General features: G+C 41.7%; 19 protein-coding genes. 6 read left to right on the forward strand and 13 right to left on the reverse strand.

Features of this window, described 5'->3' with window-relative positions; genetic code table 11:
• Position 1 precedes the first annotated feature (1 nt).
• From BM375_RS09280 to acs, 3 genes are all read right to left on the reverse strand, one after another.
• Positions 2-412 carry a Na+/H+ antiporter subunit B gene (locus BM375_RS09280; RefSeq protein ID WP_093365494.1) on the reverse strand — a complete coding sequence of 137 codons (411 nt, stop codon included), beginning with the start codon at positions 410-412 and terminating at the stop codon, positions 2-4.
• Positions 413-622: 210 nt separating this feature from the next.
• Complete coding sequence (locus tag BM375_RS09285) at positions 623-2,932, reverse strand: putative monovalent cation/H+ antiporter subunit A (RefSeq protein WP_093365495.1); 2,310 nt, start codon at positions 2,930-2,932, stop codon at positions 623-625.
• A 133-nt stretch (positions 2,933-3,065) separates the two neighbouring features.
• On the reverse strand, positions 3,066-4,982 hold the full coding sequence (acs, locus tag BM375_RS09290; protein ID WP_093365496.1) for an acetate--CoA ligase: 1,917 nt from the start codon (positions 4,980-4,982) through the stop codon (positions 3,066-3,068).
• 186 nt (positions 4,983-5,168) lie between these two features.
• On the opposite strand from acs, the gene BM375_RS09295 reads away from it, so the two are divergent.
• A complete protein-coding gene (locus tag BM375_RS09295; protein WP_093365497.1) occupies positions 5,169-6,029 on the forward strand; it encodes a UbiA prenyltransferase family protein in 861 nt (286 codons plus the stop codon).
• Here BM375_RS09295 and BM375_RS09300 read toward each other — a convergent pair.
• Genes BM375_RS09300 through rsmA form a run of 3 tightly spaced genes read right to left on the reverse strand, consistent with a single transcriptional unit; the run spans position 6,013 to position 8,888 of the window.
• Complete coding sequence (locus BM375_RS09300; protein WP_093365499.1) at positions 6,013-6,936, reverse strand: NAD(P)-dependent oxidoreductase; 924 nt, start codon at positions 6,934-6,936, stop codon at positions 6,013-6,015. The two genes, BM375_RS09295 and BM375_RS09300, sit on opposite strands and share 17 nt — an antisense overlap.
• 7 nt (positions 6,937-6,943) lie before the next feature.
• Positions 6,944-8,119 carry an FAD-dependent monooxygenase gene (locus BM375_RS09305; protein WP_093365500.1) on the reverse strand — a complete coding sequence of 392 codons (1,176 nt, stop codon included), beginning with the start codon at positions 8,117-8,119 and terminating at the stop codon, positions 6,944-6,946.
• Positions 8,085-8,888: a 16S rRNA (adenine(1518)-N(6)/adenine(1519)-N(6))-dimethyltransferase RsmA gene (gene rsmA / locus BM375_RS09310; protein ID WP_093365501.1), complete on the reverse strand. Its 804-nt coding sequence runs from the start codon at positions 8,886-8,888 to the stop codon at positions 8,085-8,087. The genes BM375_RS09305 and rsmA overlap by 35 nt, the downstream gene beginning before the upstream one ends.
• A gap of 648 nt (positions 8,889-9,536) precedes the next feature.
• Between rsmA and pdxA the strand changes: the two genes are divergently transcribed.
• The 4 genes from pdxA to miaA all read left to right on the forward strand — a co-directional run bounded on the left by pdxA (position 9,537) and on the right by miaA (position 13,688).
• Complete coding sequence (gene pdxA, locus BM375_RS09320) at positions 9,537-10,592, forward strand: 4-hydroxythreonine-4-phosphate dehydrogenase PdxA (protein WP_093365505.1); 1,056 nt, start codon at positions 9,537-9,539, stop codon at positions 10,590-10,592.
• Between the two features lie 103 nt (positions 10,593-10,695).
• Complete coding sequence (locus BM375_RS09325; RefSeq protein ID WP_093365508.1) at positions 10,696-12,114, forward strand: CCA tRNA nucleotidyltransferase; 1,419 nt, start codon at positions 10,696-10,698, stop codon at positions 12,112-12,114.
• A gap of 57 nt (positions 12,115-12,171) precedes the next feature.
• A complete protein-coding gene (locus tag BM375_RS09330) occupies positions 12,172-12,756 on the forward strand; it encodes an IS1096 element passenger TnpR family protein (RefSeq protein ID WP_093365510.1) in 585 nt (194 codons plus the stop codon).
• A 20-nt stretch (positions 12,757-12,776) separates the two neighbouring features.
• Positions 12,777-13,688, forward strand: a complete 912-nt coding sequence (gene miaA / locus BM375_RS09335; RefSeq protein ID WP_093365512.1) for a tRNA (adenosine(37)-N6)-dimethylallyltransferase MiaA — start codon at positions 12,777-12,779, stop codon at positions 13,686-13,688.
• A 72-nt stretch (positions 13,689-13,760) separates the two neighbouring features.
• Here the strand turns inward: miaA and BM375_RS09340 are convergent, their stop codons facing one another.
• The 4 genes from BM375_RS09340 to recJ form a co-directional block, all read right to left on the reverse strand.
• Positions 13,761-14,828: a branched-chain amino acid aminotransferase gene (locus tag BM375_RS09340; protein ID WP_093365514.1), complete on the reverse strand. Its 1,068-nt coding sequence runs from the start codon at positions 14,826-14,828 to the stop codon at positions 13,761-13,763.
• Between the two features lie 75 nt (positions 14,829-14,903).
• Entirely contained in the window at positions 14,904-16,418 is a 1,515-nt protein-coding gene (locus BM375_RS09345) for a GH3 auxin-responsive promoter family protein (protein WP_093365516.1), read from the reverse strand.
• Between the two features lie 24 nt (positions 16,419-16,442).
• The gene (lptB, locus tag BM375_RS09350) at positions 16,443-17,177 is read right to left on the reverse strand and encodes an LPS export ABC transporter ATP-binding protein (protein WP_093365518.1); all 735 of its coding nucleotides are present in this window, start codon (positions 17,175-17,177) and stop codon (positions 16,443-16,445) included.
• A gap of 103 nt (positions 17,178-17,280) precedes the next feature.
• Positions 17,281-18,975, reverse strand: coding sequence for a single-stranded-DNA-specific exonuclease RecJ (recJ, locus tag BM375_RS09355; protein ID WP_093365520.1), 1,695 nt, complete (start codon positions 18,973-18,975; stop codon positions 17,281-17,283).
• 116 nt (positions 18,976-19,091) lie between these two features.
• Here recJ and BM375_RS09360 point away from each other — a divergent pair, with 116 nt between their 5' ends.
• The gene (locus BM375_RS09360; protein WP_093365522.1) at positions 19,092-19,874 is read left to right on the forward strand and encodes an MBL fold metallo-hydrolase; all 783 of its coding nucleotides are present in this window, start codon (positions 19,092-19,094) and stop codon (positions 19,872-19,874) included.
• A gap of 35 nt (positions 19,875-19,909) precedes the next feature.
• Here the strand turns inward: BM375_RS09360 and BM375_RS09365 are convergent, their stop codons facing one another.
• From BM375_RS09365 to BM375_RS09375, 3 genes are all read right to left on the reverse strand, one after another.
• On the reverse strand, positions 19,910-20,653 hold the full coding sequence (locus BM375_RS09365; RefSeq protein WP_093365524.1) for an SDR family NAD(P)-dependent oxidoreductase: 744 nt from the start codon (positions 20,651-20,653) through the stop codon (positions 19,910-19,912).
• Between the two features lie 135 nt (positions 20,654-20,788).
• Positions 20,789-21,400, reverse strand: coding sequence for an alpha-ketoglutarate-dependent dioxygenase AlkB family protein (locus tag BM375_RS09370; protein WP_093365526.1), 612 nt, complete (start codon positions 21,398-21,400; stop codon positions 20,789-20,791).
• Positions 21,387-22,250 (reverse strand): methylated-DNA--[protein]-cysteine S-methyltransferase, encoded by an 864-nt coding sequence (locus tag BM375_RS09375; protein WP_093365528.1) that lies wholly within the window; start codon positions 22,248-22,250, stop codon positions 21,387-21,389. The genes BM375_RS09370 and BM375_RS09375 overlap by 14 nt, the downstream gene beginning before the upstream one ends.
• Positions 22,251-22,267 lie beyond the last annotated feature (17 nt).

Raw genomic sequence — 22,267 nt, forward strand, 5'->3', positions numbered from 1 at the left:
TTTAGTCGTTTAAAGAAATGGTAAATAAAATGGTTAAGACTACGCCAATTACGACCAGATAGACCCCAATGTCAAAGAAAAGAGCCGAGCCAATCATTCCGATAACTGGGATAGGCTCTTCAAACCAAAGTCCAGTCATCGGTGGCAATCCCGCAATCATCGGTGCCACCACACTCAATGCTGAAATTCCCAGTCCTATCGGAATAAGCGATAGGGGCTTGTAGCGTAGGATTTTCATGGTGTTTTCCGTCCCGTGGGCAAAACTATGTAACACGAATGCAATGGAAGCTACCAGCCCCCCGACAAATCCACCTCCGGGATAATAATGCCCTCTTAACAGAAGAAAAAAGGAGAATAACAATAATATGGGAAGTAAATAGCGTGAAGCTGTTTGTAATATCGCACTTTTCATTTTCTTATAGTTATGAGTGGGGGTGCCTAAAAAGGTTCTCGAAACTTAAAAACGCGTCATTGCGAGAAGCGCAGCGACGAAGCAATCTGCGTTTTTAACATCATTCCCGCCTCAGGCGGGACTTCGTTGCCTCGCAATGACGATGATGTTGAGCCTTTTAGATACCCTCAGTTGTTTTCAAATTCTTTATTTTTCAAATTTCCAAATTATTTATTCCTTCTCCGATGACTTTAACCGTAACTTAATCAAACTATATACCCCCAATGCTGCAATGGATAGTACCACGGTTTCAAACATGGTGTCAATACCCCGGAAATCTACCAGAATCACGTTGACCACATTTTTTCCCTTGGCTAATAGATAAGAGTTCTCCCCATAAAAATCACTGATTTCCGTTGTCGTTGGTTCGTAAAGTACCTTTAGCATAATCAGTGAAATAATGACCCCAAAACCAAGAGCTACAATCGCATCTCGAATCTGTACACCCTTCTTTGCAAAGTTGATAAAGCCAGGAAGTTTATAAAGAACAAGAACAAAAAGTACAGTTGTTAAGGTGTCAATCGTAAATTGTGTCATCGCCAAATCCGGAGCGCTGTAGAACACAAAAATCAAACAGATACAATAGCCGATGACACTTGTCGAGACTACGGAGGTTAACCGGGATTTAGTCGTTACAATAAGGTAGACAGCTCCGATTAAAATCAGTACAAAGGCAATCTCATACCAAGTAATGGGCGTTAATTTTTCAAAATCAATCTGTATAGGGCCACTTAACCAAAGCTTATAAGCCAACAAGAGTTCTGCAAAAACAATGATTTTAAAATGATAGGATCTCAAGAAGCCATCATGTACATTATTGGTATATGCTGTAGAAAAGCGCTCGACGAGAGAAGCTAATTTTAGAATAATATGCTGTGGAGAAATATTGTTGAGTCTTTCTACAGCGTTTAATTTCGCTGCACTTGGCTTATTAAATAGGTAAAGTAGCGTTCCTGCGGCTAAAGTGCACAAGCTTAAAATCAGCACCGTATTAAATCCGTGCCATATTTTGAGATGCATTTCCGTCTCTGCTCCGAATATGCTATCGGCAGCGCGGTGATTAAAAATATCACCTATCATGCCCGGCATACATCCGAATACGATACCCAGTACACCCAGGATTAGTGGAGGAAGCCACATGGATGAATAGGGTAGGTGTATTTTTTCAAACTGTGTAGGCAACTTGCCTACAAAAGGCTTAACCCCGGCCATAAAACCTGCCGCGACCAAGGCTGTATTTGTCGCTACGGCTAGAATCGTTAACCATAATGCCCAATTATTCGCGTAGTGGAGTGTGGCTTCGTATATCAAGTCTTTCCCGATGAAACCGAAAGTTAATGGCAGTCCAGCACTTGATAAAGCCGCTAATAGTGCAGCAATAAAAACGGGAAAGAGTACTTTGCGTAAGCCGGCAAGCTGGGTGATGTCGCGTGTATGCGTTTCATGGTCAATAATCCCCGTCACCATAAATAGGGTAGCCTTGTAGAGCGCATGCACTAAGATAAATACACTGGCCGCAATGATGGCATCTTTTGTGCCCAGCCCCAACAAGAACGTCAGGATACCCAATGCGGAAATGGTCGAATAGGCTAGGATACCCTTTAAGTCAATCCGAAATAGAGAATGTACCGCGGCATAAATCATGGTAATGCCTCCGACAATCATTAAGGTGTAATTCCAAAAGTCCGTGTTGCCCAAGATGGGGGTGAAGCGTGCTAGTAAGTAAATACCCGCTTTTACCATCGTTGCAGAATGCAGATACGCAGATACCGGCGTAGGTGCTTTCATTGCTCCTGGAAGCCAGAAATGGAAAGGGAACTGTGCTGATTTGGTAAATGCCCCGAGAAAAATCAACCCGACAAACAATGGATACAAAGAGTGGTTAATGATAATATCTCGACGATCTATCAATTCGCTGATGATGAATGTTTCCGCAATATTGCCTAATAATAGCAATCCGGCTAAAAGGAAAAATCCGCCTATACCGGTGATGCTCAACGCGGTAATGGCGCTCTTTCGTGAATCTTTGTTGTCGTTGTTGAAGCCAATCAGAAAGAAAGAACTGATACTGGTCAATTCCCAAAAAATAAACAGTGTAATGATATTATTTGCCAGCACAACCCCTAACATCGCACTCATAAAGAGCAGCAGATAACCGAAGAAACGGTCAAAGTAAGGATGACCTTTCAGGTACGTACGTCCGTAAAAAAATATCCCTGAACCTATTCCTGTAATCAATAGCGCAAACAACAAGGACAACCCATCAAGCCGAAAGTCGAAATTGACACCTAAAGACGGAACCCAGCTGATGTGCTGGACAAAATTAATTCCACTGGCTACAGATGATACCTGTAGAAGATAGAAAATAAATAGAAAGACAGGTATAAATGGAAGCACAATGCTCCACTTGGTTTTAATAAATTTGCCAAATGGAATTAAAAGGCTTGATGTTATTAACCCTGTTAAAACAGTAAATAGCATGCAGTCTTAATGTTTAATAGTGTTGGAAACGCTATAAAATTAAGAAAAAATGTGGTTTTTTTAGGACGTTATCCCAATAATATTAAAATTTATGGCAGGGATTAAGCAATCCCTGCCATATTAAAACTGTCATCTATTTTTTAAATGCTTTTGCACCTTCAATGATCGCATCGACTACAGTAGGATCCTGTAACGTTGATATGTCACCTAATCTGGATAAATCATCCTCTGCGACTTTTCGTAGAATACGGCGCATGATTTTACCTGATCGTGTTTTCGGTAAGTCATCAACAAATTGGATGATATCCGGTTTGGCAATTGCGCCAATCAAGCGGGATACCGTTTGCAAGATATCACGACGTGTACTTTCCTCATCGATATGGTGATTCGCTATGACATAAGCATATATTCCTTGTCCTTTTACAGGGTGAGGATAGCCTACGATAGCAGATTCCACAACGTCCGAGTGCATGTTGATGGCGTTTTCTACTTCAGCCGTTCCGATCCGGTGGCCAGAAACATTCAATACGTCATCCACACGACCCGTGATGCGGTAATAGCCCTCTGGACTACGGTAACAGCCGTCGCCTGTGAAATACATATTTTCGTAGGTAGCGAAGTAAGTTTGCCTACAACGTTCATGGTCTCCCCAGGTTGTGCGCAACATGCCAGGCCAAGGGAACTTAATACATAAGTTACCAGAAACATCGTTGCCTTCGATTTCCTTACCATTTTCGTCCATTAAGCAAGGCTGTACACCCGGCAAAGGTAGCATCGCGTAACCTGGAATTTCCGGTGTTACACCAGCGATAGGCGTCATTAAGTGTCCACCATTTTCTGTTTGCCACCAGGTATCAGCAATCGGACAGCGTCCTTTACCTACTTTTTCATGATACCAGTTCCAAGCTTCTTCGTTGATGGGCTCACCTACTGAACCTAAAACTCGTAAAGAAGATAAATCCTTATTGTCTACATATTCATCGCCAAAAGCCATCAATGAACGAATAGCTGTAGGTGCTGTGTAGATGATATTAACTTTATATTTATCAACTATATCCCAATAACGACCAGCATCGGGGAAGGTAGGGATACCTTCAAACATTAATGAGGTTGCACCTTGTGAAAGTGGGCCGTAAACGATATAACTGTGTCCGGTAATCCACCCGATGTCAGCGGTACAAAAATAAACTTCACCAGGTTTGTACTGGAAAGTGTTGGCAAAGGTATAGCCTGTGTAGACCATGTAACCGGCAGTGGTATGCACCACTCCTTTAGGTTTGCCAGTAGAGCCTGAGGTATATAGAATAAATAGGGTGTCTTCTGCATCCATTTCCTCTGCAGGACAAGCTGGATTCCCTTGTGTTTCCACCTTTCTGATCTCATCTTCCCACCAAACATCACGTCCCTTGATCATGGATACGGGAGTCCGTGAACGTGTCAACACGATGACCTTCTCTACAGATTTGCATTGCATTAAAGCATCATCAACAATGGTTTTCAGTTCCAATACCTTTGTTCCGCGGAAACCTCCATCAGCGGTGATGACTAATTTGCACTCAGCATCGTTGATACGGTCGGCAATGGATTGTGCCGAGAAACCGCCAAATACCACTGAGTGGATAGCGCCGATACGAGCACAGGCCAACACTGCGATGACTAGCTCAGGTACCATCGGTAAGTAGATACAGACACGATCACCTTTACGGATACCGTTGTTTTTTAGAACATTGGCAAACTGCTCTACTTTACCCAATAATTGCTTGTAGGTCAAAATACGGTGAGCTTCATTAGGGTCGTTGGGCTCCCAGATAATAGCAGGGGTGTCACCATTCTGATAGATATGACGATCCAAACAGTTCTCTGTGATATTCAGTTTACCACCTTCAAACCACTTTATATTAGGCTCTTTGAAATTCCATTGCAAAACGTTATTCCACTTCCTTTTCCAGAAAAACTGGTCTGCAACCTCTCCCCAGAATTGCTCAGGGTTTTCGACGCTTTTCTTGTAGGCGTCTTGATACTCCTCAAAAGTTTTGATTTGAAAACTCATCTCTTGCTACTTAAATTTTATTATAGGTCTATATTTTTATTCAAATCAGCCAACTATTTATCTATCGCAGAAAAATGGCTGACTGTTAGTCTAATTTATATTTTTTATCCAAGAAATGCTAATTTTTATCGGGATAAGCTTTTAATTTGTTTTCTTAATAAGGATTGACAAAGTTTTTTAACAGACATGCAACAGCTCTATCGGTTTTTGGTTTATAGTAACCTGTTGATTGCCTTGGCAGCAGTTGCACAGTGTCTGCTGACCTATCTGATCTTGGATAGGAGTCCGCATGTTGCTATTCTAGCCATAGAGTTCGCGTCAACCTTATTGTTGTATAATGTAAGCCTGTACATTTCCAAACCAAAAAATCCCGAAACGTCACCTTTTGAGCGAACACGATGGTTTTTTCAACATATTTGGTTGTTTTGGCTGACGTCTTCTATTGCGTTTTTTGGTTTGTTATTTTCATTGTTTTATGTTCATTGGACTACAGTTGCTTTTTTAGGCGGAGTAGGGTTGGTTAGTTTGGCTTATGGTTTTCCACTGTTTGGTTTTCGAGGGAGAAAGGTGGGACTACGGCAAATTCCTGGTTTAAAAGTATTTCATATTGCTGTGATATGGTCGCTGAGTGGGGTAGGGTTACCGGTCGTGGAAATGTGGGCAAATGGGGATAGTATAGATTGGTATGTGGCAAATTACTTAGGGGTTATTAAAATAGTGTTTTTGTTGATCTGCACACTGCCTTTTGATATTCGTGATATGAAGCAAGATGCCCTGTATGGATTGAAAACATTACCCAATATGTTGGGGGAATTTCGGGCAAAACAAATGTGTTATCTCTTGTTGGGCTTGCATGCCATTTTAGTGATTTTTGCACCTTATGTCCTGATGATTAAAATCGGATTGCTCTTGACGAACTTCTTCGTATTGTTGATTTACGGTAAGCTCTTTCGTGCGACAGTAAGCTCCTATGAATCTGTTTACCTGCTAGATGCGGTATTGGTTTTGCAGTATGTGGTTGTTGCCGTCATTATCCAAATTTATTGATAATCTTATCTGCCAGTACATCAGAAAGCTTGTAGTAACTCTCAAAAGTCCAACCGGCAACATGTGGACTAAGGAGGGCATTGTCGCGGGAAATGAGATCTTCGTACCAGTTTTGTTCGCCTAATACCGGGAATTTCTCCACAGGCAAGACATCAAAAGCAGCACCCAGAATACGTCCTTGATCCATATACTTTAGTACAGATGGAATATTGACAATGCCGCCACGCGCACCCATCAGCAGGAAAATCGGTTTGCGGAAGTGAAAGAGGTATTCATCATCTACAAGCCCCTTAGTCTCTCGTGTCAGGGGAATATGAAAACTCAGTACGTCAGCATGTTTGACAACCTCTTCCATGGAGACCTCCCGCACATAATTATCTGAAAAACCTGTTTTGTATTTGTCGTATGCAATGACATTGACATCAAAGCCCGATAGTTTTTTTGCCATAGCCTGGCCATTATGTCCATAGCCAATCAAAGCTACAGTGCGACCTTTAAGCTCATAACCACGATTTTCCTCCCTAAACCATTTTCCTGCACAGATTTCCCTATGTCCACGATTGAGGTTGTTCATTAAACTCAGTAACATCCCTATCATGTGTTCCCCGACTGCATCACAATTCCCTTCATTTGCCGGGATTAAGGTAATGCCTTTACTTTGGGCATATTGCTCATCGATGTTATCCATGCCGGCACCAGCTCGGGCAATAAATTTTAGATTTGCACCCAGATCAATGAAGTTTTGATCTACCTGGAATTTGGAACGGATAATTAAGCCCTCATAATCGGAGATAACGTTCTCTGCATCTGTTTTTACAAAGTCGGGTTGATAGTCAAATGCAATATCGGCTTTCTGCAGCTTCTGCAATAGAATCTCGTGTATATCGTCAACAATTAATATCTTCATATGAGCATTAAATTTTCATGAAATCTTCAGATAATAACTTATTTAAGTTCTTTTGTGCAAATTGTGCAGGCATAAATTGCATTAGTGTATTGCGTACGGCGACTAATAGGCTATTATCCCATTGTGCGATTTCGCCAATCAATTTAGAAGTATTTGTAATATATTTTGTTCGGGACAACCTTCTCTGTTCAAAAGAGGAAAAAGCCTCTTTAACTTTTGTTCTTAACCGCAATTCATCCAGTAATACCGCCACATCTTCTAAAGCCTGACAGGCTCCCTGTCCCATATTAGGGGTGGTGGCATGCCCCGCATCACCAATAAGAAGGATATTGTCATAAGCCAATTGTTTGAGGGGCTGAATGTCCATGATGTCATTCCAGATCAAATCCTCATCTTTGGTATGTGCTAAAATAGTGGGGATAGGGTTATGATAAGATCGGAAGTGTCTGAGCAAATCGTTGACTTTATATGCTTTATATATCGGATTATTTGGAATAGAATTTATACAGGCATACCAATAAATACGGTTGTTGATTAAAGGAGTCATCCCAAACCGACCTAATTTCCCCCAGGTTTCAGTTCCCTTTTCTAATTTTGTCTCCGCATTCCCGATAGTCGCACGCCAGCAGGTATACCCTGAATAACGAGGAAGTGATGAAGGTATAAGTTGTTGTCGAAGCGGGGATTTTATACCGTCGGCAATAATTAAAAATCGGGAGGTATGCTGTGTGCCATCTTCGAAAAATAAAGTGACATGATCTGTGTGCCGCTCTAACCGAATAGCCCTCTTATTTAATTGTAGTTTTTCAGATTTTATTTTTGATAAAAAAAAGAGGTGTAAATCTGCACGATGAATGGCAAAATTTTGTTGTTGGTATTTTTTATGAATAGCACTTGTATCGGGAGAGACCAACACGTGCCCTTTTTGATCAAGAATATTGTAACTATCCAGATAAAATCCAATCTTTTCTACTTCACTTCTTATGTCAAGTAACTCTAAAGCATACATCGCATTTGCAGCTAAACCAAAACCGGCACCTATCCCTTTGATTTCCTTTGTTTGTTCAAAAAGTACGAAGTCCTTGTCTATCTGTTGGAATGCTATGGACATAGCAAGCCCTGCTACGCCACCACCGACAATGGCAAATTCACTGTTTATCGTTTGTGGACGTATGTAAGGCATGAGTTATCTCGTTCGTTAATTCCACAAAATCAGCAACGCTTAGGCGTTCTGCCCGAAGCTCGTATAATTTGTTGTCGCTCATTTTATCCTTGGGCACAACTGCTGATAATGCATTTCGAAGGGTTTTGCGACGTTGGTTGAACCCAGCTTTCACCACGCGCCAGAATAATTTCTCATCACAGTCAAGCTCCTCTACTGTGTTGCGGTTCATACGCATAACGCCAGATAATACCTTTGGAGGTGGGTTGAATGCTCCAGCTTTTACCGTAAAGAGGTATTCTACATCGTAATAGGCTTGTAAGAACACACTTAAAATGCCGTATTCCTTGCTTCCAGGTTTGGCCACACAGCGTTCAGCTACTTCTTTTTGGAACATGCCTACCATTTGCACTACCCGTTGGCGTTCATCCAGGATTTTGAAAAGGATCTGCGAGGAAATGTTGTAGGGGAAATTCCCGATAACAGCCATTTTTCCATCAAAAACGGTAGAAAAATCCAATGCGAGAAAATCGCCATGTACCAAGCGGTTTCCCAACTGCGGATATTGATCGGCCAGAAATTCTATCGACTCGTCATCAATATCAATGAGCCAGGTTTCGTAGGCTTCTTGTTGTAAAAGAAAATCAGACAATACACCCATTCCAGGCCCCACCTCCAATACTTGTTTGAACCCTAACGAAGGGGTTAGCGCATCCACAATTTTCTGTGCTGCGTTTTTGTCGTTAAGAAAGTGTTGTCCTAAATGTTTTTTTGCGCGTACTGTACTCATGTTCTCGATTTATGCAAACTTAAATAAAAAATGTAAGTCGTATTGATATATTGTTTTTTTAGTGATAAAAGTGGAGGTTTTATTAGACATTTCTTTATGTCGCTCGCCCTCTCCCCGAAAGCTTTCGCTTTGGTGTCAAGAGTAAGTTTCCTGCATTGTTATCCTCTCCCCAACCCTCTCCGAAGGAGAGGGAGCGTATAGTCTGCTACCTGTCTAACTGTCAAGGAAACTAATTGGTCTCCCTCTCCTTTGGAGAGAGCCTGTCCCGGCTTTGAAGGGAGATTAAGGGTGAGGACTATAACAAGAAGCTTTTTGGTAACGATTGCTTTATTTATAATCGCACCTACCACTCCTTAAAGGACAATGGCGCCTCATTTTTGTGAAGTAATGTACCAATTAGCCCTTTGTAGAAACAACATTTTCACAAAAATCAGCGCCGAGTTTTTGTTTCTTTTTGCGGTCAAAAAGAAAAGCCAGCCACGGCTTGAGTGGCAAAAAATATTTGAATAAACAAAACCTCTTTTTATTTTGAAAAATAAAAGCCTATAATATTTTGCCAGCATTTCGGCTATAACGGAAATATCCTGCAATACTATTCCTGCTTTATCTAAATTTTGCTACTTTTGGGTATCAAATGCTTTTCAGGATATGAGTGAAAAAATAAAAATTGGTATTACCATAGGAGATGTAAACGGCATAGGCTTAGAAGTAATTATTAAGTCGCTGGTAGACAGTCGTGTGTTGGAATACTTTACACCTATTGTATATGGCAGTACCAAAGTCGCTTCATTCCATAGAAAAGCTATCGGCATACAGGATTTCAGCTTTAATGTGATCTCCTCACCGGAACAGGCAAATTCCAAAAGGCCAAATATGATTAATTGCTGGCAAGAAGATGTGAAAATCACCTTGGGCGAGCAGAACGAAGTAGGAGGCAAATATGCCTTTCTTTCGTTGGAAAGAGCTGTGGAAGATTTGAATGCCGGAAAGATTGATGCTTTGGTCACTGCACCTATCAATAAACACAATATTCAGCAAGATGGCTTTGAATTTCCGGGTCATACGGAATATCTACAAGCAAAGACAGCCTCTGAAGATGTCTTGATGTTTATGATCTCTGACGAATTGCGTATAGGGGTGGTTACTGGACATATTCCTGTAAAAGAGATCGCTGCAAACATTACGCAGGAAAGTATTGTCGAGAAATTAAAAATGATGAATCAAAGTCTAAGAACTGATTTTTGGATTCAAAAACCTAAAATTGCTGTTTTGGGATTAAACCCACACGCAGGTGATAATGGACTGATCGGGACTGAAGACGACGAAATAATACGTCCTGCTATCGAAAAAGCTACACAGGAAGGCGTGTTCTGCTTTGGGCCGTATCCAGCAGATGGCTTTTTTGCATCTGATACCTATACGAAGTTTGACGGTGTTTTGGCGATGTACCATGACCAGGGCTTAATTCCGTTTAAACATATCGCTTCAAGAAAAGGGGTAAACTTTACCGCAGGCTTGCCTGTGGTTCGTACTTCGCCTGACCATGGTACTGGTTACGATATTGCAGGTAAAAATATTGCTTCTCATGAATCGTTTATGGAAGCTATTTTTACAGCGGTGCATATTGTAAATCGTCGGAGAGAGCAAGCGGAGTTAAGTGCCAATCCTTTGGCATTCCGTCGCTTGTCAAGAGACCGTGATTAACAGACTGTTTAGTGTAAGACGAAAAGCAGAACAGTTCCCCTGATTCTGCCGAAAAATCCGTAATTTTGGCCTCTTTAATAGGCTTCGGCCTAATAAGTTTGTCATGCAAGAAAATTTACAACATCCTATTTTTCAAATAATCAGACGTTTAGCCGACCAAGAGCAGGTCGAATGTTATGTTATCGGCGGTTATGTGCGTGATAGAATTATGGGACGCCCCTTTAAGAATGATGTGGACATTGTTGTATTGGGGAGTGGAATTGATTTCGCCACCGGATTAGGAGAAGTGTTGCATGCCAAGGTTGCCGTGTATAAAAGCTTTGGTACCGCTATGTTGGTACATGAGGGCATCAATATAGAGTTTGTGGGTGCGAGAAAGGAGTCCTATCGTTCGGACTCACGTAACCCAATTGTAGAAGACGGAACCCTTGAGGACGACCAGAACCGACGTGACTTCACCATCAATGCGATGGCTTATTGCCTGAATGGAGAACGTTTCGGAGAATTGGTAGATCCATTTAAAGGACTTGAAGATATACAGAATCGTATCATCCGTACACCTTTAGACCCTCATATTACGTTTTCGGATGATCCTTTGCGCATGATGCGTGCCATCCGTTTCGCGACGCAACTTAATTTCAAGATCGATATAAAGGCTATCCAGGCTATCGCTGAAAATGCAGAGCGGATAAAGATCATTTCGAAAGAACGTGTAGCTGACGAATTGAATAAGATTATCCTTGCCAAAAGACCATCCGTCGGGTTCAAATACTTGTTTGATACGGGCTTGTTGAAATATATATTTCCTGCCATGGTAGAACTTCATGGTGTGGAAATCATCAATGGCAAAGGTCATAAAGATAATTTTTACCACACGTTAGAAGTATTAGATAATGTGGCTGAAATGTCGGAAGACCTATGGCTGAGGTGGGCAGCTATCATGCATGATATCGCAAAACCTGCTACAAAAAGATTTGATAAACGTGTAGGTTGGACCTTTCATGGACATGAAGACCGTGGTGCGCGTATGGTACCTAAGCTGTTTGCTGAATTGAAATTACCTTTGAATGATAAGATGAAATTTGTGCAGAAACTGGTTCAATTGCATTTGCGCCCCATCGTATTGGCACAAGATATCGTAACCGATTCCGCTGTTCGTCGATTGTTGTTCGAAGCAGGAGATGATATAGATGACTTGATGTTGCTATGTCACGCCGATGTAACAACGAAGAACGAATTTAAGAAAAAGAAATATAGGGAGAACTTTGAACTGGTCAAACAGAAACTGAAAGATGTAGAAGAACGTGACCAGATTCGCAATTGGCAACCACCAGTATCGGGGCAAGATATCATGGAGTTATTCGATCTGTCGCCGGGAAAAGTGATTGGAAATATTAAAAATGCTATGCGTGAGGCTATTCTTGAGGGAGAAATTGCCAATACCAGAGAAGAAGCTAAGGCATATGTCATCCAAAAAGGTAAGGACATGGGTTTGACCTTGAAAAACAATACCGTACAATAATATTTGAAAAATATCGTATTTTTATCTTTATTAAACCATTAAACAACAGGACAAGAAATGGCTATTTATAGATTTCGAGTAACCTTTGAAGATTATGAAGATGTATATCGCGAGATTGATATGCCTTCGAAAAGCACTTTTGTAGAATTGCATGAAGCAATTCATAAATCTACAGCATACCCCGTTGAGGTGTCTTCATCTTTTTATGTGAGTAATGACCAGTGGAAAAAAGGAACCGAGATTGCTTTTTTGCCTACCGAGCGTAAAACTGCCAACGGTGTGTTGAAGATGGAAGATATACGATTGAGTAAATTTATTGATGACCCTCATCAGAAATTCTATTATATATATAATTTCGATCGTCCTTATGATTTCCATGTAGAGCTGATTAAAATTCTAAAAGAAGAGGATGGTAAAGAATATCCAAGTGTATTCAAATCGGTAGGTACTGCGCCAAAAAATGCAGCTGCGGCCAATTTCCCATTGTCTACAGGTTTAGAAGATATTGACGACGATGAAGAGGTAACTGTTGATGAGACAGAATATGGTGTTGACGACGAGGATGAATTTGACTTGTTCGATGATGAAGAAGAGGGTGGAGAAGAAGAGGAACAATCAGGAGGGGGAGAAGACGAGTACTAAATCGTCTCTATCTATAGCCTATGGGAAATAAAAGCAGAAAACTTATCGTTGTTGTAGGGCCTACGGCAGTAGGCAAAACAGCCTTGGCCATCAGCCTGGCGAAGCATTTTCGTACGGAAATTATTTCTGCTGATTCCCGCCAATTTTATAGGGAGATGTCTATTGGGACGGCAAAACCAACCGCTGAAGAATTGGCACAGGCTCCCCATCATTTTATAGATTCGCACAGTATCGCTGAGGAATATTCTGCCGGCGATTTTGAGCGTGATGTATTGGATTTGTTGGACAAGCTCTTTGAACAACATGAATACGTAGTCATGGTAGGTGGTTCAGGTCTGTTTGTGAGGTCTGTGTGTGAGGGATTGGATGATCTCCCCAAGGCTCCGGTAGAAGTGCGTAATAGGCTCAATACAATCTTTGAAATGGAAGGCATTGAACCTCTTCAACAACGGCTGAAAACAATCGATCCTGCTTATTATCAATCCGCTGATGTTGATAATCCTCAGCGAGTTATTCGCGCACTGGAAGTTTATGAAGCCACGCGAAAACCTTTTTCTTCTTTTCTCGTAAAGGCTACTGCTAAGCGATCTTTTGAGATCATTACTATTGGTCTGAATATGGAGCGGGAAAGATTATACGAACGTATTAACTTGCGCGTGGATAAGATGATGGAAGAAGGTCTTTTGGAGGAAGTAAAATCTTTGGTTGCTTATCGGAATAAACCGGCTTTATTGACGGTGGGATATGCTGAGCTCTTCGCTTATCTTGATGGTGTATTGTCTTTGGAGGATGCGGTCGATAAAATCAAACAGAATTCCAGACGTTATGCTAAACGGCAGATAACTTGGTTTAAAAAATACGGCGGTACGGTATGGTTTGAGCCAGATAATTTAGAAGATATATTGGCTTTTATTGAGGGAGAAAAAAGATAAAAGAGCAAAAGAACAAAGACAAAATCGTCCTCATTCTATGCTCTTTTCTAAATACTTTGTACTAAATACTCTCTAAACTATAAAATTCCAGCCGAAAGGATCTTCACTTTTTCCATAACGGAGGTCATTCAGATAATCCAATACCTTATTGGAGAATTCACGGCCTTCTACAGGTGGTAAAGTGTAGTCCTTTCCGTTAAAACCTATACGGTCGATATGGGTAATTGTGGCCGCAGTTCCGGCAGCAAAAGCTTCGGAAACAACGCCCGCTTCAATTCCATCAATTAGTTCCTGTACGGATACTTTGCGTTGTTCTACTTTGTAACCCCATTTTTCAGCTAGTTCCATAATGGTACGACGGGTTACCCCATGTAAGATAGTGTCACCATGTGGGGTGATGATACTATCACCAATACGGAAAATCAAGTTTGCCGTACCGGCCTCCTCAATGTATTTATGTTCCTTTGCATCGGTCCACATAATCTGGTCATAACCTTCGTTATTGGCTAACTGTGTAGGATATAATGAAAGGGCATAGTTTCCCGCATTTTTTGAGAAACCGACACCGCCTTCAGCAGCACGTGTATAATGTGTCTCAACTTTCAAGGAGATAGGCTTGCTGTAATATGCACCTACCGGACAAGTAATCACAGCAAAGGTATAAGATTTCGAAGGGTGTACACCCAAAGCTGCCTCAGTGGCAAACATAAACGGACGGATATACAATGAAGTGCCATTGTTAGAAGGAACCCAATCACGGTCTATATCCAAGAGCTGTTTAAGTCCGTCAAGGAATATTTCTTTGGGTACTTCTGGCATCTGCAAGCGAGCTGCAGATTTATTGAAGCGTTCCCAGTTTTTATCTGGTCGGAAAATGCTGACAGTGCCATCGGCAAATTTATAGCCTTTAATTCCCTCGAAAATAGCCTGTCCATAATGCAGTGCTGACATCGATGGGCTGACTTTTAAATCGCCGTAAGGGACAATGGCTACATCTTGCCATGCGCCGTCGTCGTATGTGGCTACTAACATGTGGTCAGACATAATTTGACCAAATTTCAAATTGTTGAAATCTACCTGCGAGAGTCTTGAAGTATGGGTTGGCTCTACGCGAATGGAATGTGTATTCGTTTCGCTCATCACTATGTATTTATGTTGTGCAATTTAGGAAAAAAGTAGCAATAATAGTAATAGCGTTGTGAAAAACAAGCTTACTTAGTCGTTCATCGATTTTAACAGGGAATCCAAATACTCTCTGCTATTGGCTAAGCGTGGAACTTTGTTTTGTCCGCCTAATTTACCCCGAGATTTCATCCATTGATAGAATGCATTGGCTTTGGCATTGTGTATAATAGGAAAACCTAAAGCAAGGTTTTTATAACGTTTAGCATCGTAGTCGGAATTGATTTCACGTAGGGTATTATCTAAAATTTCACAGAACTGTTGAAAATCTGAAGGTTGCTTTTCGAATTCAATTACCCATTCATGGGCTCCAGCTTCGCCTTCCTTGAAGTAAACAGGTCCGGCTGTATAATCCTTTATAATTGCCTCGGTGGCTTTGCAAGCCGCGTCCAATGCATGTTCTGCATTGTCCACAATAACCTCTTCCCCGAAGGTGTTGATATATTGTTTGGTACGTCCCGAAATTTGGAAACGGTAAGGAGTCAATGAGGTAAATTTGATGGTATCCCCAATCTTATAACGCCACAGTCCCGCATTGGTGGAAATGATAAGCGCATAGTTTTTCCCGATCTCCACTTCGTGCAGACCTAAGGTTTTCGGATGTTCATCATTGAGGTTCTCCATCGGTAAAAACTCATAGTAGATACCATAGTCTAACATGAGAAGCAAATCTTCGGAATCAGAACGGTCCTGGAGACCAAAATAGCCTTCCGAAGCATTGTAGTTCTCCAAATAGTACATGTTTTCGGAGGGGATAAGCTTCTTAAACTGTTCGCGATAAGGTTTAAAACTTACGCCACCATGTCCGTAGAATTCCAAATTCGGCCATACTTCCAATAGGTTGTCCTTCCCCGTAATTTCTAATATGCGTTTGGCCATCACAATGTTCCATGTGGGCACACCAGCTAAGCTGGTGACATTTTCTTTGATGGTAATCTGGGCGATTTGCTCTATTTTTTCTTCGAAGTTGGGGTTTAAGGTAACCTCTAAGTTAGGAGTACGCTTAAATTCTGCCCAGAAGGGTAGATTGCGTATCAATATAGATGACAAATCACCATAATAAGAGTCCGGACTGAAATTGTTAATCTGCGATGAACCTCCGATGACGACCGATTTCCCTGTGAAGAGCTGATTGTCTGGCTGGTTGTGGCAGTAGATGGATATCATATCCTTCCCGCCTTGGTAATGGCAGTCTTCCAAGGCTTCTACACTAACTGGAATAAACTTGGAGCGGTCGGATGTTGTTCCCGATGATTTGGCAAACCATTTGATATCTGAAGGCCAGATTAGGTTTTGCTCACCTTTTATCATGCGATCCACATACGGCTTGATGTCGTCGTACTCTTGAATAGGAACGCGGTTTTTATATTCTTCAGGAGTTAAGATACTGTTGTAGTCATATTTCTTCCCCCATTCCGTCGCTTCAGCAGTGGAGATAAGGCTTTGGAACCATTCTTCTTGAACATCGTGTGGATATTTCATAAAAAGCTCAATTTGGTGCATGCGCTTTTTCATAATCCACGAAAAAATCGAGTTCAATAATGCCATGGTTCTCTTATCTGAATTGCTAATTTATAGTTTTTTTCTTCTTAATTCAAAATGTCTTCCCAAATAGAATTTACGTGCCAGTTCATTGTCTGCAATTTCCTCAGGTGTACCGGTCAGCATGATTTTTCCTTCGGTCAAGAGGTAGGCTCTATCCGTGATGGAAAGTGTTTCCTGTACGTTGTGGTCTGTGATGAGTATACCGATGTTCCTACGCTTTAGTTTGGATACAATGGTTTGGATTTCTTCGACCGCAATGGGGTCAACCCCGGCAAAGGGCTCATCCAACAGAATGAAATGCGGATTGGCGGCTAAGGCACGAGCAATTTCCGTACGACGGCGCTCTCCTCCGGAGAGTAAATCACCACGATTCTTGCGTACACGGTGCAAACTGAACTCCGTGAGTAGCTCTTCAAGCTTCTCTAAACGTTCTTGTTTGTTGGGATAATGTATTTCCAAGACAGCCAAAATGTTGTTTTCGACGGATAGCTTCCGGAATACAGAAGCTTCTTGGGCAAGATAGCCGATGCCTTTCTGTGCCCTTTGATACATGGCGTCTTGTGTGACTTCCTGGTCGTCAAGGTAAACATGCCCATCGTTTGGTTTAATCAGTCCTACAATCATGTAGAATGAAGTGGTCTTTCCGGCTCCATTAGGTCCCAACAAACCCACAATTTCCCCTTGTTCCACATGGAAGGAAACATCGTTTACTACAGTTCGTTGTTTATATTTTTTGATTAAATGCTCAGCCCTTAAAATCATCTATCTCTTTCATTACTAATCGCAGCATATAACATTTTCATCAAACCACGCTATGCTGTTATGTGATTGTAATTTTGTTATATGCTTAGATTACAAATATATCCTAATATCGAATAGCTTTGATATTTAATTGTAAATTCTTTTTGCCTCGCCAGTGGTTTTCCTCAATCGTGTAGCAGATGTCGATTTTTTTTCCGGCATTGATATGGTCGATATGTTCGGCAAGGCCGAAACCTATACAATCGAAAACTGGTGAATCGTCTTGCTTAACACTGACTTTTATATGGTTGGAGCCTACGATATACCCTGTGCCGACCAAGCCTTCTGTAAGGAAGATAGGCGCTTCATTTTCTGGCCCAAAGGGTTCAAACTGCCGAAGCAGGCGATGAAATTTGGCATCTATGTCCTGTAGCTTTATGCTGGTCTCCAGCAAGACTTCTTGTTGGAGCATTTCCGGTTTGATGCTATTGCTAACTACTAATTCGAATTTCTCTTGAAAGGCAGGGACATTTTCAAGAGGCATGGTAAGTCCTGCGGCATATTTATGTCCACCGTACTGGTCCAATAGATCACTGCAGGCACTCAAAGCTTCGTATAAATCAAATCCGAGCACCGATCGGGCTGACCCTGCAATATGTCCGTTGGTTTGTGTTAATATGATTGTTGGTCGGTAATATTTCTCCGTTAATCGGGAAGCGACGATACCTATCACGCCTTTGTGCCAGTCTTTTTTGAATAATACCGTGGATTTACGAGTCTTCAGGATTTCATTGTTGTCTATTAGCTCCAAAGCTTCTTCCGTAATGCGTAAATCAAAGTCCTTGCGAAGATTGTTTTGGTCATCTACAGTAGTCGAATAGTCGGCGGCCTCCTGTAAGGATTTTGAGATAAGGAGTTTGACAGCATCCTTCGCGTGCTCTATCCTTCCTGCTGCATTGATGCGCGGACCGATTTGGAAGACGATATCGCCTACAGAAAACTGGCCCGTTTTGTTCGAAGAGAGATTGATTAGCGCTTGTAGTCCACAATTCGGGTTGGTGTTCAGCTTCTTTAGCCCAAAGTGGCAAAGGATGCGGTTTTCTCCCGTGATGGGTACGATATCTGAGGCAATGCTTACAGCCACTAAATCCAGATATTGATAAGCCAGTTGGATATCCATGCCGTTCTTCTGGATAAACGCCTGAATAATTTTAAAACTTATTCCACATCCCGAGAGCTCTTTGTAGGGGTAAGGACAATCTTGACGTTTGGGGTCAAGTACCGCTACGGCATCGGGTAGCCTATCTCCCGGCAGATGGTGGTCGCCAATAATAAAATCAATCCCTTTGGATTTGGCGTATTCCACTTTTTCGATGGCTTTGATGCCACAGTCCAAAGCAATGATGAGCGTGAAACCATTTTCAGCTGCATAATCAATACCTTGTGTGGATATTCCATAACCTTCCTTATAGCGGTCGGGTATATAATACTCCATGCCTGTGTGGAAATCCCTGAAAAAACTATACATGACCGATACGGCGGTGGTTCCATCGACATCGTAATCGCCATAAATTAAGATTTTTTCCTTATTGCCTATTGCCCTTTCGATTCTGGAAATAGCTTGCTCCATATCTTTCATCAAGAAGGGATCATGCAGATGTTCCAAGGAAGGACGGAAGAATAGTTTGGCTTGTTCAAAGGTGCTGATGTCGCGGTTGAGAAGTAACTCGGCGATGATGGAGCTAACTCCCAGTTCATCGCGTAATTTGTTTATTCTCTTAACATCATTTTTTGGCTTTACTACCCACCTTTTTTGCATATCTTTGCAGCTGTATTGACATGTAAAGATACGTTTTGTAAATTGGTTTACCTAATGCGTATCGGCGGAATGATTTTAATATTCTGTAAATTACTTGTTTACAATTCAATTTAAATATGACGCAAGCATACTCCCTTTATGAGGGGTCTTTTTCGGTGGATGCATCGAAAGCTTTTGTACCTTTTGACCCCGCAAAAGATGACCCGTTAAGTAGAAAAGGTTCTATTTTTGTCCATGTGCATCCCTTTGTTATCGTCTCAGAGAACGGTTTGATACTCTGTGATACCGGTTTGGGGTTTCGTAATGCTCAGGATGAACTCTTGTTGCATCAGAATATCCGCAAGCTGGGCTTTGAGCCTGAGGATGTCAAATGCGTGTTGATGTCGCACTTGCATAAAGACCATACGGGTGGCATGGTGGATTTTAAAGACGGTGTTGCCCGGATAGCTTTCCCGAATGCCGAGTATTACGTACAGCGTGGAGAATGGGAATATGCGTTCAGTGGTGATAATCCTTCTTATCGGACTGAAATTTTTGATGTGATACAGCGCAGTGGAAACTTAGTGCTATTGGAAGGAAACGGAGAAATTGACCATCAGATTTCTTATGAAGTGAACGGGGGACACACGCCATACCATCAAGCTTTTCATATTCATGTGGGCGGTGAGCATTATTTCTTCGGAGGTGATGTATTGCCTGAACCGGAAGAAATCTTCAAAAACTTTATTGCCAAATATGATTACGATGGCCGTGCTTCCCGGGATTTGCGTAAGCAATATTGGGAAGAGGGGAGAGATAACGATTGGACATATTTGTTTTACCACTCCAAAAGTATCGTGATAGGTAAGGGCCAAAAACAGGAAGACGGTAGCTATAGAATGATTGATGTCAGTAAATAAAACAATAAAGGAGCGATTATCGCTCCTTTATTGTTTTATTTGGCAAGATATCCACCATCAACTGGGTAGTAACTTCCAGTGACGAAACTGGCCTTTTCCGTAGCTAACCAAAGTGTCAATTCGGCAACTTCTTCAGGTTTGCCCAAACGTTGCATGGCGTGTTGACTCGCAAGGTAATCTAAGGTTGGTTTGTCCAAAGCGTTGTCCACAAGTGGTGTAGAGATAAAACCTGGGCCTATGGCATTGATGCGTACACCTTTCGTCGCATATTCCCACGCAGCGGTTTTGGTTAGACCGACAACACCATGTTTGGCGGCTACATATCCAGAAGAATTAGCGAAACCTACCTGTCCCAAAATGGACGCCATATTGATAATAGCACCCCCAACTTTCTCGATTTCCGGCAACTGATAGTGCATACCATAGAATACACTGTTTAAGTTGACGGCGATGATTTTATTCCAAGACTCGATGCTGAGTTCGCCAACAGGAGCGGCATCGCCACTGATACCCGCATTGTTGACAGCGATATGTAATGCGCCGAACTTTTCAAGTGCTACATCGACTGTTTTTTTATTGTCTTCAGGAGAAGATGCGTCAGCTTTAATGAATACGGTATTGCCTTCACCTAATGTATTGACAAGTTCGCATCCCAATTGCTCATTGAGGTCAGCGATAACAACTTTTGCACCTTCTTTTACAAAAAGTTCAACAATAGCTTTGCCTATACCGGATGCTCCTCCAGTAACGATGGCTACTTTATTTTCTAATTGTTTCATGGTATTACTGCGTTTTGTAATTGATGACAAGTTAGGAAACATTCGCTGTTAAAATTATGACGAAAGGCATTATAATAAGTGAGTTTTAACTTTCAGCGTTTTTTAAATAAACTATCCGCCTATCACTAACAGCTACTAACTGTGTTGAATACTTCGAAATGTGAGGTTAATCCGTGGCGTATGGACTTTTGTAGTAGGAGGTAGACGGTGCAACCAGAAGTCCTGCGTTTCATCCTTCATGACGAGTAGACTTCCGTGTTCTAACACGATATTGATAGTTTCCTTACTGCTCTTATGTTTGAAACAGAATTTACGTTCTGCCCCTAGTGTTACAGAGGCTATAGCCCCGTGTTTCTTGAGATCCTTTTCAGCGTCACTATGCCAAGCCATACCTTCGTCACCGTCATGATAGAGATTGCAGAGGCAGGAGTTGAATGTCTCTTTTGTTCTTTTCTCAACGATGCTTTTAATGCTGAGTAGTGTATCTATCCATGGAAGAGCTGTTTTCTGAATCCCCGAATAGGTATAAGAAAAGGCACTGTCTCCATACCAAGCTACTTTTCTTTTGGTCGTGATGTGTTTTCCGAAGATGATGGCTTCATCCGCCTTCCAGTCCACTTCCTGCATCAAAGTCATATAGTAAGCATCCGCTTGTAGTGGTGGGAATATCGGACCATAGTAGTTTACCGTTCCATCGTAGGGGAGATGATTCTTGTAAGAGTCGATATCGTCTTCAAATAGTTTCATTCTGTTCATGATAGGTTAATGCACTCTCCCAGCCAATAAGAGCGGATTTGCGTTCTGTCCCCCAACGGTAGCCACTGATTAACCCGGAACTTTGTATAACCCGATGACAGGGGATGAGAAAAGCAATGGGATTGCTGCCTATGGCTGTCCCTACTGCTCTGGAAGCTTTCTCGTGCTGTATATTAGTCGCGATTTCCTTGTAGGTGGAAAGTTTGCCGGTTGGTATCTTTAATAAGGCTTCCCATACCTTTAGTTGGAAGGGAGTACCTCGCAAATGGAGTTTAATCTGTGGTAAATTCTTCCAATCTTGCTTGAAGAATGCAAGCAACTCTTGATGCATAGGTTGGTCTTGCTGTACAAATTTGGCTTGTGAAAAATTGCTGAAAAGTTGCTTTTCCAGAGGTATGTCTTCTGTCTCAAAAGCAACAAAACAAACGCCTTTAACGGTAGAAGCGATTAAAACATCTCCAAAAATTGTAGGGTAGACATTATAGCTGATATATAGATTTTTGCCTCCATGCTTATATTCCGCAGGAGTCATTCCCTCAACCTGTATAAACAAATCGTGCAGACGACTGGTGCTAGACATGCCCAATGCAAAGGAAGTGTCAAACAATGTTGCCTGTTGCTGACCAAGTAGCTTTTTGGCGTGGTTTACTCCTATATACTGTAAAAACTTCTTCGGACTTACGCCTGCCCACTCCTGAAACATGCGTTGGAAATGATCCGGGCTCACGTGTACATGTGCAGCAATTTCAGACAACGAGGGTTGCGAACGATAGTGTTGTTGCACAAAAGCAATAGCCTTGGCTATGCGATTATAGTTGAGTGTCTCCTGTGAATTTTCCATACCCAAATTTCCCTCCT

Source organism: Sphingobacterium wenxiniae, assembly GCF_900116225.1.
In the GTDB taxonomy this organism is placed as follows: domain Bacteria; phylum Bacteroidota; class Bacteroidia; order Sphingobacteriales; family Sphingobacteriaceae; genus Sphingobacterium; species Sphingobacterium wenxiniae.